The organism is Candidatus Edwardsbacteria bacterium (assembly GCA_031082425.1).
Classification (GTDB): domain Bacteria; phylum Edwardsbacteria; class AC1; order AC1; family EtOH8; genus UBA2226.
On the sequence record JAVHLB010000004.1, the window covers coordinates 1 to 14653 of the forward strand.

Annotated in this window: 14 protein-coding genes and 3 tRNA genes; 7 read left to right on the forward strand and 10 right to left on the reverse strand. The window is 54.1% G+C overall.

Annotated features, from left to right (window positions below; translation table 11 throughout):
- Positions 1-180 precede the first annotated feature (180 nt).
- The 3 genes from RDU76_04820 to pckA form a co-directional block, all read right to left on the reverse strand.
- Positions 181-1233 (reverse strand): tetratricopeptide repeat protein, encoded by a 1053-nt coding sequence (locus tag RDU76_04820; protein ID MDQ7798255.1) that lies wholly within the window; start codon positions 1231-1233, stop codon positions 181-183.
- A 72-nt stretch (positions 1234-1305) separates the two neighbouring features.
- Entirely contained in the window at positions 1306-2076 is a 771-nt protein-coding gene (kdsB, locus tag RDU76_04825) for a 3-deoxy-manno-octulosonate cytidylyltransferase (GenBank protein ID MDQ7798256.1), read from the reverse strand.
- Positions 2077-2082: 6 nt separating this feature from the next.
- On the reverse strand, positions 2083-3663 hold the full coding sequence (gene pckA, locus RDU76_04830) for a phosphoenolpyruvate carboxykinase (ATP) (GenBank protein MDQ7798257.1): 1581 nt from the start codon (positions 3661-3663) through the stop codon (positions 2083-2085).
- On the opposite strand from pckA, the gene RDU76_04835 reads away from it, so the two are divergent.
- Positions 3656-3949 (forward strand): hypothetical protein, encoded by a 294-nt coding sequence (locus tag RDU76_04835; GenBank protein ID MDQ7798258.1) that lies wholly within the window; start codon positions 3656-3658, stop codon positions 3947-3949. The genes pckA and RDU76_04835 overlap by 8 nt on opposite strands.
- A 17-nt stretch (positions 3950-3966) precedes the next feature.
- On the opposite strand, the gene RDU76_04840 is transcribed toward RDU76_04835, so the two are convergent.
- The 4 genes from RDU76_04840 to secG are packed head-to-tail and all read right to left on the reverse strand — an operon-like array spanning position 3967 to position 5773.
- Entirely contained in the window at positions 3967-4626 is a 660-nt protein-coding gene (locus RDU76_04840; protein ID MDQ7798259.1) for an MBL fold metallo-hydrolase, read from the reverse strand.
- A gap of 49 nt (positions 4627-4675) precedes the next feature.
- Positions 4676-4954: a 50S ribosomal protein L27 gene (gene rpmA, locus RDU76_04845; GenBank protein ID MDQ7798260.1), complete on the reverse strand. Its 279-nt coding sequence runs from the start codon at positions 4952-4954 to the stop codon at positions 4676-4678.
- Positions 4954-5388: a 50S ribosomal protein L21 gene (gene rplU, locus RDU76_04850; protein ID MDQ7798261.1), complete on the reverse strand. Its 435-nt coding sequence runs from the start codon at positions 5386-5388 to the stop codon at positions 4954-4956. The genes rpmA and rplU overlap by 1 nt, the downstream gene beginning before the upstream one ends.
- 37 nt (positions 5389-5425) lie before the next feature.
- Positions 5426-5773 (reverse strand): preprotein translocase subunit SecG, encoded by a 348-nt coding sequence (secG, locus tag RDU76_04855; GenBank protein ID MDQ7798262.1) that lies wholly within the window; start codon positions 5771-5773, stop codon positions 5426-5428.
- Positions 5774-5961: 188 nt separating this feature from the next.
- Between secG and RDU76_04860 the strand changes: the two genes are divergently transcribed.
- Entirely contained in the window at positions 5962-6948 is a 987-nt protein-coding gene (locus tag RDU76_04860) for an FAD-dependent oxidoreductase (GenBank protein MDQ7798263.1), read from the forward strand.
- 120 nt (positions 6949-7068) lie between these two features.
- Here RDU76_04860 and asnS read toward each other — a convergent pair whose 3' ends face one another.
- On the reverse strand, positions 7069-8367 hold the full coding sequence (asnS, locus tag RDU76_04865) for an asparagine--tRNA ligase (GenBank protein ID MDQ7798264.1): 1299 nt from the start codon (positions 8365-8367) through the stop codon (positions 7069-7071).
- A 203-nt stretch (positions 8368-8570) separates the two neighbouring features.
- Here asnS and RDU76_04870 point away from each other — a divergent pair, with 203 nt between their 5' ends.
- Positions 8571-10229, forward strand: a complete 1659-nt coding sequence (locus RDU76_04870; protein MDQ7798265.1) for a nucleoside kinase — start codon at positions 8571-8573, stop codon at positions 10227-10229.
- Between the two features lie 60 nt (positions 10230-10289).
- Here RDU76_04870 and RDU76_04875 read toward each other — a convergent pair whose 3' ends face one another.
- Both RDU76_04875 and RDU76_04880 read right to left on the reverse strand, forming a co-directional pair.
- Positions 10290-11348, reverse strand: a complete 1059-nt coding sequence (locus tag RDU76_04875; protein ID MDQ7798266.1) for a DUF4388 domain-containing protein — start codon at positions 11346-11348, stop codon at positions 10290-10292.
- A complete protein-coding gene (locus tag RDU76_04880; GenBank protein ID MDQ7798267.1) occupies positions 11338-13119 on the reverse strand; it encodes a tetratricopeptide repeat protein in 1782 nt (593 codons plus the stop codon). Before RDU76_04880 ends, RDU76_04875 begins: the two co-directional genes overlap by 11 nt.
- Before the next feature lie 276 nt (positions 13120-13395).
- Here RDU76_04880 and rdgB point away from each other — a divergent pair, with 276 nt between their 5' ends.
- From rdgB to RDU76_04900, 4 genes are all read left to right on the forward strand, one after another.
- Complete coding sequence (rdgB, locus tag RDU76_04885) at positions 13396-14007, forward strand: RdgB/HAM1 family non-canonical purine NTP pyrophosphatase (GenBank protein MDQ7798268.1); 612 nt, start codon at positions 13396-13398, stop codon at positions 14005-14007.
- 52 nt (positions 14008-14059) lie between these two features.
- Positions 14060-14135, forward strand: a tRNA-Pro gene (locus RDU76_04890).
- 92 nt (positions 14136-14227) lie between these two features.
- Positions 14228-14304: transfer RNA gene (locus RDU76_04895), tRNA-Pro, on the forward strand.
- A gap of 164 nt (positions 14305-14468) precedes the next feature.
- Positions 14469-14545, forward strand: a tRNA-Arg gene (locus tag RDU76_04900).
- Positions 14546-14653 lie beyond the last annotated feature (108 nt).

Genomic DNA, 14653 nt, shown 5'->3' on the forward strand with positions numbered 1-14653 from the left:
CCGTTGAAAATTGAAGAAGGCCAGACTAAATCGTTCGGCGGAATGGAGATCAAAGTCGAGAGGGTACTGGTCGCGTATTTCCAGGAAGATGATGTCGTATCCGATCAGACCCTGGCCGATATTTCGATAAAAAAGGACGGTAAAACCGTCCTTTTTTTATTGATTAGCCCGTGCTGATAATTACCTTCTCTTCTTCTTGGGCTTGGCCGGAGCCTGAGAGGCCTCCTTCTGCTTTTTGGCATATTCCAGGTAATTCTTATATTCCTGGGATTCCGGTTTAATTTCCAAGGCCCTGGTATAAGCAACTATGGCTTTATCGTAATCGACAACTGACGCATGCATGGCAACCGAACCCAGAAGGCTTAAAGCCTCAACATCGGTGTTATCAAGGGCTATAACTTTTTCCAATGGCTCAATGGCCTTTTTTACGTCGCTGCCTTCGAAGTAATAGGCCTGGCCCAGATTGAACCAGGTATTCTTCTCATCCGCCTTTAACGCCCCGGCAGTAGCAAATGCTTTCTGGGCCTGGGGGTAATCCCTTTTATACATATGGACCACTCCCAGCCAATAAAACCACTGATCATTATCCTTTTTTAGTTGAGTGGCTTTTACTAAATTCTTAATAGCTTCGTCCCAGTTCTGAGACTCCATTGCTGAACGGCCGACTTGATAATAGGCATCCGGATTATTGGGATCTATGGCTATGGCCCTGGCAAACAAGTCTTCCGATTCCTTGGTCTTGCCCATATATCGGAAAAGAAGCCCTTTTCTAATGAAGTTTTCCACCTTATTGGGAACCAGGTCTATGGCAAAATTTATTTGTTCCAAAGATTTCTCAATATTGAATGCTGCAGAATCCTTGCTCCCTGATACCGATTTTTTAAGGTACACTCCCGAAAGGTTGAATAAATCGTTCCAATTATCGTCCCAGGCCTTCTGCAGGGAATCCTTCTGGGTGGAGCTGTACTCAATGGCGCTGGCGTAAGATTTCCCGGCCTCCTTGTATTTTTTGGTCTGGACATAGCAATAGGCCAACAGGCCATGCATCTCAGGGTCCTTGGGGGCGTATTCCAGACCCTCATTCAGGGTCAGTATGGCCGCATCATAGTTGGGCGGATCCTCCTGCAGGCGGACCTTGGCCCCGCTGATATACTGGTTGCATCCCACCACTCCCAGGCTGATGATCACAGCAGCTACTATAAGCATAAATGTTTGGTTTTTAAATCTGCGCATTTTTACCTTCCTCTTTTGGTTTTATTTAATTCTTTACGTTTATTTTAACCCGTTATCATTTCAAAGTCAAGTTTAATTTATCGGCTTCTTGCTCCGGCTCATAGGCCGTTTCATCTGTCGTTCGATTTGATCAACATCCCCCGGGGAATCAACCGATAGGCAAGAGTAATTCGTGCGAAGAACCTTAATATCCGCCCCATTTTCCAGGGCTCTCAGCTGTTCAAGTTTCTCCAGCCGCTCCAGCCGTCCCTCAGGCCATTGGGTGAATTTAAGCAAAAAGTTCCGGCGATAGGCATACAGCCCTATGTGTTTCAGAAAAGGTCCGGCCCTTCCGGTATTTTCATCACGGATGAACGGTATGGGGCAGCGTGAAAAATACAGGGCCCGCCCTTGGGTATCGGTCACCACCTTGGCGGTAGTGGAATTGACAACATCGCCGGCATTCTTAAAATTGGTAGCCAGGGTGGCCATCTGTTCCTTGGGATTATCTAACATTTCTTTGGCCAGCAGGTTGATGGCCCTGTGATCTATCAGTGGCTCGTCCCCTTGAATGTTCAGGATAATGTTGAAGCCTCGGTACCGGGGTTTTCTGATGACCTCGGCGATCCGGTCGCTGCCGGACCGATGTTTTCTTGAGGTCAACACTGCCTGCCCGTTAAACCCCTTGACGAAGTTATATATCCGGATATCATCGGTGGCCACCACCACCTCATCCAGCATTTTGGCTCTCAGGCATCTTTGGTAGACATGTTGGATCATCGGCTTCCCGCATATCATGGCCAGTGGTTTGCCCGGATAGCGGGTGGAGCCGTAACGGGCCGGAATAACGCCTAATATTTTCATCTTTTTTTATGCTTTTGGCCCCGAATCCGCTACTTCTTTGGAAGCATAATCCTTATACTGCTCAAAGTTTTTGGCGAACATGGCCGCCAGCTCCCGGGCTTTTTTATCGTAGGCCGCCTGGTCCGCCCAGGTGTTCCTGGGGGTCATCACTTCGGCGGGCACCCCCTCACAGGCGTCGGGCACCAGGATGTTGAACACCGGATCCGGAGTAAATTTGGATTTTTCCAGCTGGCCGCTCAGAGCGGCGGTCAGCAATGCCCGGGTGATGGAGATCTTCATCCGGCTGCCCACCCCGGCCGGCCCGCCCGACCAGCCGGTGTTGACCAGCCAGCAGTTGGTTTTATGTTTTGCCAGTTTGTCCGCCAGCATGGCGGCGTACCTGGTGGGATGCAGGGGCATGAACGGGGCGCCGAAACAGGTGGAGAAGGTGGGCTGCGGTTGGTCGATCCCGGTCTCGGTCCCGGCCAGCTTGGAGGTGAAGCCCGACAGGAAATGATAACTGGCCATCTCCGGGGTCAGCTTGGCGATGGGCGGCAGCACCCCAAAAGCGTCGCAGGTTAAAAAGAAAACGTTCTTGGGATGCCCGCACACCCCGGGGATAACGCAGTTGGGGATATGCTCCACCGGATAGGTGGCCCGGGTGTTCTCGGTGATGTCGTCGGAATTATAATCTATCAGCCGGGTGTCCGGATCGACCACCACGTTCTCCAGCAGAGAGCCGAACCTGATGGCGTTGAATATCTGGGGCTCGGCCTCGGCCGATAATTTAATGACCTTGGCGTAGCAGCCGCCCTCGAAATTGAATATTCCGGCATCGGACCAGCCGTGCTCGTCGTCTCCGACCAGACGGCGGTTGGGATCGGCCGACAGGGTGGTCTTGCCGGTGCCGGAGAGGCCGAAGAACAGCGCGGGGGCTCCATCCGTGCCCAGGTTGGCCGAGCAGTGCATGGGAAAGACGTTCTGCTGGGGCATCAGGAAATTCATGATTGAAAATATGCTCTTCTTGATCTCCCCGCCGTACATGCTGCCTATGACCAGGTTGATCTTTTTTTCAAAGCTGACCCCGACGAAAGCGCTGGATTTCGTGCCGTCGGTCTTGGGGTCGGCTTTCAGGCTGCCGCAGCCCATCAACGTAAAGCCGGGGATAAAATTTTCCAGCTCTTGCTTGGTAGGCCGGATGAAAAGGGTCTGAGCGAACAACGCATGCCAGATAGTGTCGGTTATCACCCTGACCGCCAACCGGTGTTTGGAATCGGCTCCGGCAAATCCATCGAATACGTATATATCTTTATCGCTGAGATGATGGTATGCTTTATGCAGCAATTTATCGAATTGCTCCGGGGAACATTTTAAATTGACCTTGCCCCAGGCTATCAGGTCTTTTGTGGGCAGCTCCTCGGCTATGAACTTGTCATTGGGCGACCGCCCGGTCCTTTCTCCGGTCTTCACCACCAGAGCGCCGTTGGAGGCCAGGATCCCGTCGCTGGATGCCAGCGATTTTTCGATCAGTACCGCTGCCGGCAGGTTTCGGTAAACGGCTTTGGAGGTTTTTAGGCCCAATTCCTCAAGCACTTTTCTGATGTCCATACTGGATAAAACTCCTTATGTGATAGAAATTTTATGTTGCGTTTTATGGTTTGAAGGGTATGATGATTCTTTAGATCCTGCCTTTAAAGATCAACGGATTTCCTTTGGTAAATTCCTTTTGACCGTCCGCCCGGGCCTTTCCTCAGGAAATATTTCGGAGCCCTCCCGGCCTTTTTCTGCCCTCCTGGACATCGCCTATGGGCCGGGATTGATCTGCCATAAGTTTGAAGGCCGCCATAAGGCACATCTCCCTAACGGCGGCTGTCATCTGGTCGGCAGGTGTTAAACCCGGTCGGGCGCAAATTAAAGTTTTGACGGCTTAAGCACCCAGACCTCGGTGCTCTTGGGCAACAAGGCCTTGGTTATCTCGGCCTCAGAGCTGTTCAGTATTTTAACATTGGGCCGGCCGGCGGTGAAATCCTCCAGCGGCCCCAGGTTGAATCCCACGCTTTTGGTCTTGTAATGCATGGGGAGACAGATTTTGGGCGAGAGTGATTCCATTACCTTCCCGGCCTCGCCGGCATCCACCGTAAAGGTGCCTCCCACCGGGATCATAAGAACATCCACCGGGCCGATCTGGGAAGCCTCGATTTTACTCAAGAGATGACCCAGGTCGCCCAGATGGCAGAGGGTCATTCCGTCGATGGTATAGATGAATGCTATGCAGGCGCCCCGCTCCGAACCGCGACTGGCATCGTGGTACAGGCTGACGCCCCTGACCGAAATCCCCTTGAACACAAAGGCCCCGGCCTCCCGGAAGACCCGGGCCTTGTCGTGCTCCCGGCTGATGTAATTGTGGTCGGCATGGTTATGGCTGATGGTGATGACGTCGGTGGGTTCATCGATCTTCTTGTAGCCCACCGCCCCGCCGTAAGACCCCGACTCGTAGGGATCAGTCAGCAGCCTGGTCCCCTTGGCCGAGCTTAACTGAAATGACGAGTGTGCAAAATATTTTATCTTCATTTTACGCCAGGGTATTATATTGAAGGAAATCGATGGAAAAAAAGGCGAGCTATTTGCTCGCCGCGTTGACTTTGGGTTCGGGATATACGCTTATCTTTTTGCCGTCCCGACCCCGGGATTCAAACCAGACAAAACCGTCCGATATCGCAAACAGGGTGTCATCCTTTCCCCGCATCACGTTGAGCCCAGGATGGAATTTGGTCCCCCGCTGCCGGACCAACACCGCTCCGGCGGTTACCTTCTGGTTGCCGAAAGCCTTGATGCCCAGCCGCTGAGCATTGCTCTCGCGGCCGTTTCGGGATGATCCAACGCCTTTTTTATGTGCCATTATTCCTTATCTCCTTTGCCTGGATTCTTCTTGGCCGCGGCGGGTTTGGCCGCCGGGGCTTTCTTGGGTGCTTTTTTCTTCTCGACAGCCGGGGTCGCAGGTTTGGCTATGGCCTTGATCTTGGGATGGCTGACGGTGTTGACCAGCAGGTCGGTATAATGGGTCCGGGCTCCCCAGCGCCGGCGGTAGTCTTTTTTGGGCTTGTAGATCATGGCTGATATTTTGGCCGAGCGGGAGTGGCCTACCACCGTCACTTCGACAATAGCGTCCTTGATCGTCGGCTGGCCGATGATGACATCCTGCCCGTTGGAAAGCAGCAGCACCTTCTCCATCTTGTACTTCTGGCCCTCCTGGGCATCTATCCTGGGGATCCTTACCTTCTGATTCTCGGAGACCCTCACCTGGGTTCCTCCGCATTCGATCACTGCGTACATCTGATGTTACTCCTTAAGATACGATATATTGAAACAGCTATTTGCCGGAGGGAGCTTCCGGGATTTGATTCGCCGGCAGTTCGCCCGGCCTGCTTACAGGCTGTTGGTTTGATTTCTGTTCCTGCTGCATGGCCTTCTCTATGGCCGAGGCAGCCCGCCGGTCTTTGCCGGAGATCAGTGCCAGCGACAGCGAGGTCATCATGAATACCACGGCCAGAACGGTGGTGGCCCGGGTCAGGAAGGGGGCCGCGCCCCGCCCGCCGAAGAAGGTCTCGCCACCTCCGCCCAGCGCGCTGCCCAGCCCGCCTTTGCCGCTCTGCATCAGCACCACGCCGACCAGCAGCAGGCAGGCTATCAAATGAATCACCAATAAAAGGGTATGCACCTTATGTAAACCTCCCTGTAGTCCGGAGATATATCCGCCGGATCTTAAATTATGATTTTGCGCTAAGTTTTGTATTATAACAAATTTAGATATAATATTCAAGTATTTTTATTAAATTTTATAATTGACATCGGAGCCGGCATATACTATCATCATCATATGTATAAATGCTTGATATAGGTGCTGTTATGGAACTATCATCCCTGTCGTTCTCTTTGAGTCAGGCTCCCCAGGTCGCTTTTCCCCTAGCCAGGGCTGGCAAGGACTATCAACTGGCCATCATGGGCGGCGGTCCGGCCGGCCTGACCGCGGCGGTCTATGCCGCCCGCAAGAGGACCGATACGGTGCTGATCACCAGCGATCTGGGCGGGCAGGTGCTGTGGACCTCGGGCGTGGAGAATTATCCCGGCTTCCAGTATATTAAGGGCCAGGAGCTGATCGAGAAGTTCAAATCTCAGGTGGCCCAGTTCCCCATCGATGTTTCCCTGGGGTTTAAGATCATTTCGGTCGAGCCGCTTACCCAGGGATATAAGCTCTCCTTGGAGGACGGCTCGCATTTTACCGCCCGGTCGTTGATAATCGCCACCGGGAAGAAGTACCGCAATCTTAACGTCCCCGGCGAGAAGGAGCTGATCGGCAAGGGCGTGGCCTTCTGCGCCACCTGCGACGCCCCCCTGTTCGGTGGCAAAACGGTGGCGGTGGTGGGTGGTGGGAATTCCGCCCTGACCGCGGCCCAGGACCTTATGAGCTACGCCGAGAAAATATTTATTATAAACATCTCTTCGGAGATGCAGGGCGATCCTGTCTTATTGGAGCCGCTAAAAGCATCCGGTAAGATTGAGTTTATCATGGAACACAAGGTAACCGAGATATTAGGAAAGGATTCGGTGATTGGAATAAGAGTATCATCGACCGATGATGTAAAGCAACGGAAGATAGAGCTGTCAGGCGTCTTTGTGGAGATAGGATTGATCCCTAATTCCGATCTGTTCAAAGGGCTGGTGGATATGAACCAGCGTGGCGAGATAATGGTGGACTGCGCCTGTCGGACCTCGCAAGCCGGGGTGTTCGCCGCCGGGGATGTCACCACCGTGCCGGAGAAGCAGATAGTGGTGGCGGCCGGGGAGGGGGCCAAGGCGGCGTTGAGTGCCTACGAATGGCTGGCTAGGAATTGAAAAAAATATACTGGACTAAACTGTTGCGTTAAATAATGTAGGGACATGGCAAGCCATGTCCCTATTGTTTTTTTATGCCGACATCATTTCGTCCTGCCATGGAAAGGGACAGAGATAAGATCACGGATATATTTTTTCCAGCATCCTGGCAAACGGTATGGCTTCCCTTATATGCTGCAGGCCGCAGATCCAGCTCACCGTCCGCTCTATGCCGATCCCGAACCCGGAATGCGGCACGCTGCCGTAGCGCCTCAGGTCCACGTACCACTTGTAGGGCTCATAGGGCACCTTGTGCTCCTCCATCTTCTTGAGCAGCAGGTCCAGGTCGTGTATCCGCTGGCTGCCGCCGATGATCTCCCCGTAGCCCTCCGGGGCGTACAGGTCCGAGCCCAGCACCACCGAGGGATCATCCTGATCCGGCTGCATGTAAAAGGACTTGATGGCCGCCGGGAAGCGGTCCACGAACACCGGACGGTCAAATTTACCGGCGATGGCGGTATCGTGCGGCGCCCCGAAATCCTCCCCGTATTCGATGGGCACTCCGGCCTCATTGCATAATCTGACGGCCTCTTTATATGAGATCACCGGAAATGGCGCCTTGATCTTCTCCAGCGGCGCGGTGTCGCGCTCCAGGGTCTTCAGCTCGCCCTGGCACTCGCTCAGCACCTTCTCCATGATGGCGCAGATCATCCCTTCCTGGCACTGCATGTTCTCGGCATGCTCGAAATAGCTGGCCTCGGCGTCCATCATCCATAGCTCGGTCAGGTGCCGGCGGGTCTTGGATTTCTCGGCCCGGAAGGCCGGAGTGAAGGTGTAGACCTTGCCAAAGGCCGCGGCGGTGGCCTCGATGTACATCTGCCCGGACTGGGAAAGAAAGGCCGGCTCCCCGAAATAATCGGTCTGGAAAAGCGTGGTGGTCCCCTCGCAGGAGGTGGGGGTCAGTATCGGGGCCGGGGTGTGGATGAAGCCCTCTTTATGCAGGTAGCCGTGAATGGCCTGCTCGATGGTGTCGCGGACCCGCAGGGCGGCATGCTGTTTGGACGAGCGCATCCACAGGTGGCGGTGCTCCATCAAAAAGGCCGGGCCGTGTTCCTTGGGGGTGATGGGATAATCCAGGGACAGCTGTACTATCCGGAGATCGGTGACACCCAATTCGTACCCTGAGGGCGAACGCTTGTCCTCCTTTACCATTCCCTTGACGATGATGGAGGATTCCTGGCTTACCTTGTCGCCCAGTTCGAACATCTTGGCATCCACCTCGTTCTTGACCATCACCCCCTGGATGACGCCGGAGCCGTCGCGGATCTGCAAAAAATGTATCTTGCCCGAGGACCGCTTGTTGTAAAGCCAGCCCTTGAGGGTGACCTCCTGCCCCAGGTGTTTTCCGATGTCGGAGATATAGACGAAATCCAGCTTCATATTATCCCTGCATTGATATTTTTGATTTGGTGGTAAATTTACCAAACTTCGAGCCTGCAAGTCAAGATAAAAGGCTGGCCTGAGCGGCGGTGTTATAATTCATTTTCTCTTGACATATTTGTCCTTTTAAGCTACATTATTGCATATACTGTTGGCGGGGCTTTTTTGAGTTTCGCCTTTAATTGCCAGAAAGGACATAAATAATGGGGCACAAACCTATCGAAGTTTTAATGGACGGACAGCGTCTGCCGGCCAAGGCCGGGGAGCAGGTCCATAGCTTGTTCAGGCGCTATCCTCCGAACGCCGGAAAATTGCTGGCCGCCAAGATCAACCAGAACCTGGTCAGCCTGGACGCCATATTGCACGCCAATTGCCGTCTGACCCCGGTGTTTTACACCGACCGCGAGGGCCTGGCGGTCTATCGGCGGACGGCCTGTTTGATATTGTATGAGGCGGTGGAGGAGCTTTATCCCGAGGCCCGGATTATCGTGGGCCAGTCGCTGGCCAACGGCTATTATTTTGATTTTGTATCCGATAAGCCCATCGACCAGGAGATATTGAACAACATCGAGACCCGGATGAGACAGATTGTGTCCGAGGGCCGGCCCTTTGTAAGGGAATCCATATCCATCGAAGAGGCCAAGGAATATTTCGACGCCGAGGGCTATCACGACAAGATAAAACTTCTGACCACCACCCGCCTGACCGAGGCCAAGCTTATCGGCTGCGGGGTGTTCAAGGACATCCAGCACGGACCGGTCACGCCCACCACCGGGTTTATCGACCGCTTTGAACTGGCCCTTTACGCCCCCGGTTTTCTGCTGCGCTTTCCCCAATCCAAGAACCCGGAGAGGATCCCCGACCTCTCTCCCCAGACCAAGCTGTTCAATATCCACAAGGAGACCAAGGAATGGAACAAGATCCTAGGGGTCACCAACGTAGGCGAACTTAACGAGATCTGTCTGACCAAGGAGATCGGCAACCTGATCCGGATATCCGAAGGCTTTCATGAAAAGCGCATCGCCCAGATCGCCGACATCATCACCTCCCAGCGTGACAAGGTGAAGCTGGTGCTGATCGCCGGGCCATCCTCCTCAGGCAAAACCACCTTCAGTAAAAGACTGATGATCCAGCTCAAGGTCAACGGCCTGAGGCCCATCGCCCTGTCCACCGACAATTACTTCCTGGGGCGGGCCCAGACCCCGCTGGGCGACGACGGCAAGCCCGATTTCGAATCCCTGCGGGCGGTGGATCTGGAACTGTTCAACCAGCAGATGACCGAACTGCTGAATGGCCGGGAAGTGGCCACCCCGATCTATAATTTCCACACCGGGACCCGGGACGAAAGGACCGTCAGCCTGAAGCTGGAGGCCAACGACATCCTGCTGGTGGAGGGCATTCATGGTTTGAACCAGAAGCTCACCCAGTCGGTGCCCCGGGAGAACAAGCTCAAGGTCTATATCAGCGCCCTGACCCAGCTGTGTCTGGACGACCATAACCGGATCATGACCTCGGATGTCCGGCTGTTGCGGAGGATAGTCCGCGACCGCAAGTTCCGGAGCTACAGCGCCGCCCACACCCTTCAGGTGTGGCCCTCGGTGCAGCGGGGCGAGGAACACAATATTTTTCCCTTCCAGGAGGAGGCCGATGTAATGTTCAATTCCACCTTGGTATACGAGCCATCGGTGCTGAGGATGTATGCCGAGCGTTTTTTGCTGGAGGTACCCACCGACGACGAGAGCTTCGGCGAGGCCTACCGCTTGCTGCATTTTGTAAGGATGTTCGTGCCGGTGTTTGCCGATGAAGTGCCCCACACCTCTATCTTGCGCGAATTCATCGGCGGCAGCACTTTTGAGTATTGATAAAATTCAGCAACGCAAAAGCCCTTCCGAAACATTCGGAAGGGCTTTTTTATATTCAAACTACTGCCTGGCCTCCAGCCGATAACCGGCCTCCTCTTCATTTCTATGGTAGTCGAATGAAGAAATGATTTTCCGGTCGTTGGTTATATCGCCAAGAATGGCCGGATAACTGCCGTTAAGCATGTAATAAACATCGATCCTGTTTTTCAGCCAACCCATCCTGGCCCTGATAGCCTCCCGCTGTATCAGGTTATTTTTTTTTGCTGTCAGCAGATAGATCCGGTGGGCCCCCAAGCCCGCCCCGCCCAAAACCGCCAATCCCAGCAGTACCGCTGCCGCTGTTATGATCTTACCGGCTGCGCTGGCCGTTTTCTTAGCCTGCCTTTCGGCCACCTTTGCCTCTGGCTCCGGGGTATGGATTATCTCCACCGTTCCCGACATCAGCAGATTATAGACCGCATTGAAGGTCCGGAAACGGCCCAGATAGGTATCCCCTATCATCTGGCTGATGGTCCTGGAGCCGTCTATCATTTCGAATATCTGCTGAATATCGGTTGAGATCTCAAGGCCGGTGACGGTATCCTGGATCTTTTTCAGGATGACGCCGTCGGAGGGCAGGGCCTTGGCAATGGCCGGCCATTCATCCTTGCGCCTTAAAGTTTCCAGCAGCAACGATTCGGCCGGAACGGCCACCTGGGAGCGGCTGTTCTGATACAGTCTCTCCTCGGGATTGAACTTGTAACGGGCATCGCTCCAGGTGAAGACCTCGTCCAGCACCTCCTGGATCTTGAAGATCACCAAGTCGTCTATCTCCTCCTGGGCCATCAGCCCCTCCTTCAGAAGCAGTTCCCCCAGTGGGATCCCGGTATCGACCTGTATCTTCAGGATGGATTCCAGCTTTGCCTGCTGCACCTTTTTTGACCTCAGCAGATAGTTCTGCAGCTGGTCCTGACGGCCCTGACGGCCGTACACCGCCCCGGTGATCTTACCATGATCGAAGGCGATGGAGGCTTTGTCGTTTTTTGATGTCAGCTGGAGCACCCCGGCTTTCTGGTTGCCGGCGATGAACTGCAGGACATCCGCCAGGCCGAATTCTTTTACATTACCTTCAAGCGGCATCTGATGCTCCTTGGTTTCTGAACAGATGAAGATAGCCCGCCCAGGAGATGAGATATAATCCCGCCAGGATGCCTGCGGCGGCCCAATAAAAACCATCCGCCGCCGGAAAATCCAGCCGGGCCGCTATCCAGGGAGAGATGAACAACATCAGGCCGGCATACAGCATTCCCAGGGAGAGGGAAAGAAGCAATCCCTTTATGACGCTTCCCCCCATCACATACGAGGAGCCCGGCAGGAAAAAGTTTGCCGGTCCGGAGATCATCCGCTTCCTCTTCACAGCCTGTCGGGAGAGCACCTCCGCCGCCTTTTGCTGCAGCTCCTGCGACTGGATGGAAAACACCTGGTTATGGCATTCCTGACAATATTGGTTTCCGTCCTGGGCCGGGGATTGGCATCGGTCGCAGATATATCGTCCGCATAGCCAGCAGTTGCGGACCGTTAGGCTATCCTTTACCAGGATCAGCCATATGGTGATCAGAGCCACCAGCCCCAGCCAGGCCCATAAAGACAGCCAGAGATTCAGCTGGGTGAGGCTGGTGAACTCCGTCGCATCTAAGGAAGCCAACGGCTTCCATCCCCTCCATACTTCCGGCCACAGCAGTTCCAAGCCAAGCTGGGCATCCATCACCATATTGCCGCCCGACCCCCGGCTCCGGCTTTCCATTCTGGCCGGGGCCAGCGAGGCGGCCCTCTCCAGTTCCTCCCGGGCCCGGGTGAAATCGATGGCCTTGAAATGCACCTGCCCCAGGTTGTAATGGGCCTCCGCCAGATCCTGGTCGGCTTCGATGGCTAGGCGGTAAAACGAGGCCGCGCTGTCGAACTGCCCCTTGAAATAATAAATATTCCCCAGATTATTCAGGGCGGCGGGATTGTTCCCCGATGCTTCGATAATGGCCGTCAGATAAGCCTGGGCCCGGTCAAGTTTCCCCCGGTTCTTCTCCATCAGAGAGAGGGCGTATATCGGTTTCAGGTCCGAAGGATCCAACTGCTGCTGAGCGGCCAGGTCCTGAACCAGCCCGTTGTTCCACTCCGAGGTATTGGCAACCGCCAAGGCTTCAACCCGCCCCTGATCGCTGACTTTGAAGAACTGGTGAACCAGATTGAAGCCGGCCGCCGAACAGCCGATCAGGGCCATGGTTATCCAGAAGACCACCTTCTCCCGGGTCCTTCCCATGGCGATGGCAGCTCCGGCCGGGAGGATCACGGCCAGGGCCAGACTGAATCCGGCTATGATAATCAATAAGCCGACGCCCACTGACGTAATCAGGAATATCCGCCCGAAATAAGGCCAACTTTTAGGGAGCAGGTCGGAGAGCAGGTGAAACAGGTAGGGAAGGTATTTTACCGCCAGCAACAGCAGGAAGAACAGGCCTCCCGCCATCAGGGCCAGCGAGAGTCCAAATATCCCCAGCCATAATGCCCTGTATCTATAGCGGAAATCCTGCCGGTAGCCGTTGATGGTCTGGATGAACTGCCCCAGGGCCGATGCCACTCCGCTAATGTGGCAGTTGGCCTGGAAATGGTAGATATTGTTTTTAAAGGAGTACTGATCGGCCAACAGGGCCAGCCGGGAATATTTTTGCGCCCCTTCCCAGTCCTTATCCTTCAGGGCCTGGCGGGTTATATCTCCCCAATAGGCCCCGACCACGGGAAGGTCCAATCCCAGCGCCCGGCTACGGATTAATGAGGACTCGGCGGCGGCCAAGGCCTCCTCCGGCATCCCTTGATGCTGGTAGTCCAGGCTTCTTTGCCGCCACTCCCGCCATTGCATTAGATTAGCCCAGGCGGCAGTGTCGGCAACCACGGTCGGCCCAACGGAAGCTGGGGCTATCTCCAGGCTATCTTTCTGGCCATAGCATAGCCCGGACATTAGCAGAAGGGCGGTAAATATTAATAGCTGTCTTCGCATTCTCGATTGTTGTAATTAAGTACGATAGTTGCCCAAAATGTCATATAGCAGGCTTTTTTAATGATAGTGTATATATCGGTTAAAAGTCAAGCAAAAAGGTTTGCATTTTCCCCCCTTAATTTGGTATCATTCCCCTGTATGGAGATTTTGATCGCCACCAGAAACAATGACAAGGTCCGGGAGATCTCGGAGATATTGGATCTGTCCGACACCCGCTTCGTTGGATTGGACGGCTTTCCCGACTGCCCTGAGGCCGAGGAGACCGGCCGGACCTTCGATGACAATGCCCTGATCAAAGCCAGCCAGGCGGCTTATTACAGCGGCCTTTGGGCCCTGGCCGACGATTCCGGCCTGGTGATAGATGCTCTGGATGGCCAGCCCGGAATCCTTTCCGCCCGTTTTGCCGGGCCGGAGGCCGATTCCCGGGACAACTTGATGAAAGTGCTGAAGCTGATGAAACAGGTCCCGGCCGAAAAAAGGACTGCCCGCTTTATCTGTGTCCTGTGCCTGGTGGGGAACAATAACCGGGCTTTTTTTACCCGGGGCGAGATCGAAGGGATGATAACCACAAACCCCCTCGGCAGCAACGGTTTTGGCTACGACCCCATTTTCCTTCCGGCCGGGTTTGCCAAGACCTTTGCCCAGCTGGACCCCCCGGAAAAGAACCGGATCAGCCACCGCTCCCGGGCCTTGAAAAAGATGCGGGCGTTGATCAACGGCTTGACCTCCCCGGGCTCGCCTAAAACTTAGCTTGACATATCAACCTTTGGTATAATATAATTACTGTTTGCTGAAGATGCTACGGGGTGTGGCGCAGTTGGTAGCGCGCTTGCTTTGGGAGCAAGAAGCCCCCAGTTCGAGTCTGGGCACCCCGACCAGCTTAGATTGCAGGAATAGATTTCTGATTTTGGGGTAGCTCTGAAATAGACCGGATTAAATTATCTATATTGTTCAGTTTTTTAATAAATGTCGGGGAGTAGCGCAGCCCGGTAGCGCACCTGGTTCGGGACCAGGGGGTCGGAGGTTCGAATCCTCTCTCCCCGACCATTTTGATCTAGCGGGGTCGTCCCGATAAACTCGGGATATGCCCTGTCGTTTTACGCCGGGAGTACCGGATAGATTTTAGATAATGGATTAGGGATGCCGGGAAGCAATCCGATGGTTGACATTGTTTCCCAATTATCCAATATTACTGATCTTTTATCAAAAATGCGCCTGTAGCTCAGCTGGATAGAGCATCTGCCTTCTAAGCAGAGGGTCACAGGTTCGAATCCTGTCAGGCGTACCATTTTAGGGAATTGGGAATTGATCTGTGTTATCTTGACCCTGCAATTTCGGGAACCAGAATCGGAACCTGTATTGACATTAATAAAATGCTCTGTGGGTTGCGCAAAAA

Excerpts from the sequence above, each read along its gene's own strand:
- rplU (MDQ7798261.1), bottom strand. The coding sequence starts at position 5,388 with ATGTACGCAGTGATCGAATGCGGAGGAACCCAGGTGAGGGTCTCCGAG.
- RDU76_04840 (MDQ7798259.1), bottom strand. The coding sequence starts at position 4,626 with ATGAAGATAAAATATTTTGCACACTCGTCATTTCAGTTAAGCTCGGCC.
- RDU76_04880 (MDQ7798267.1), bottom strand. The coding sequence starts at position 13,119 with ATGCAATGGCGGGAGTGGCGGCAAAGAAGCCTGGACTACCAGCATCAA.
- RDU76_04820 (MDQ7798255.1), bottom strand. The coding sequence starts at position 1,233 with ATGCGCAGATTTAAAAACCAAACATTTATGCTTATAGTAGCTGCTGTG.
- RDU76_04875 (MDQ7798266.1), bottom strand. The coding sequence starts at position 11,348 with ATGCCGCTTGAAGGTAATGTAAAAGAATTCGGCCTGGCGGATGTCCTG.
- RDU76_04860 (MDQ7798263.1), top strand. The coding sequence starts at position 5,962 with ATGGAACTATCATCCCTGTCGTTCTCTTTGAGTCAGGCTCCCCAGGTC.
- RDU76_04835 (MDQ7798258.1), top strand. The coding sequence starts at position 3,656 with ATGTCCATACTGGATAAAACTCCTTATGTGATAGAAATTTTATGTTGC.
- rpmA (MDQ7798260.1), bottom strand. The coding sequence starts at position 4,954 with ATGGCACATAAAAAAGGCGTTGGATCATCCCGAAACGGCCGCGAGAGC.
- RDU76_04870 (MDQ7798265.1), top strand. The coding sequence starts at position 8,571 with ATGGGGCACAAACCTATCGAAGTTTTAATGGACGGACAGCGTCTGCCG.
- pckA (MDQ7798257.1), bottom strand. The coding sequence starts at position 3,663 with ATGGACATCAGAAAAGTGCTTGAGGAATTGGGCCTAAAAACCTCCAAA.
- rdgB (MDQ7798268.1), top strand. The coding sequence starts at position 13,396 with ATGGAGATTTTGATCGCCACCAGAAACAATGACAAGGTCCGGGAGATC.
- asnS (MDQ7798264.1), bottom strand. The coding sequence starts at position 8,367 with ATGAAGCTGGATTTCGTCTATATCTCCGACATCGGAAAACACCTGGGG.
- kdsB (MDQ7798256.1), bottom strand. The coding sequence starts at position 2,076 with ATGAAAATATTAGGCGTTATTCCGGCCCGTTACGGCTCCACCCGCTAT.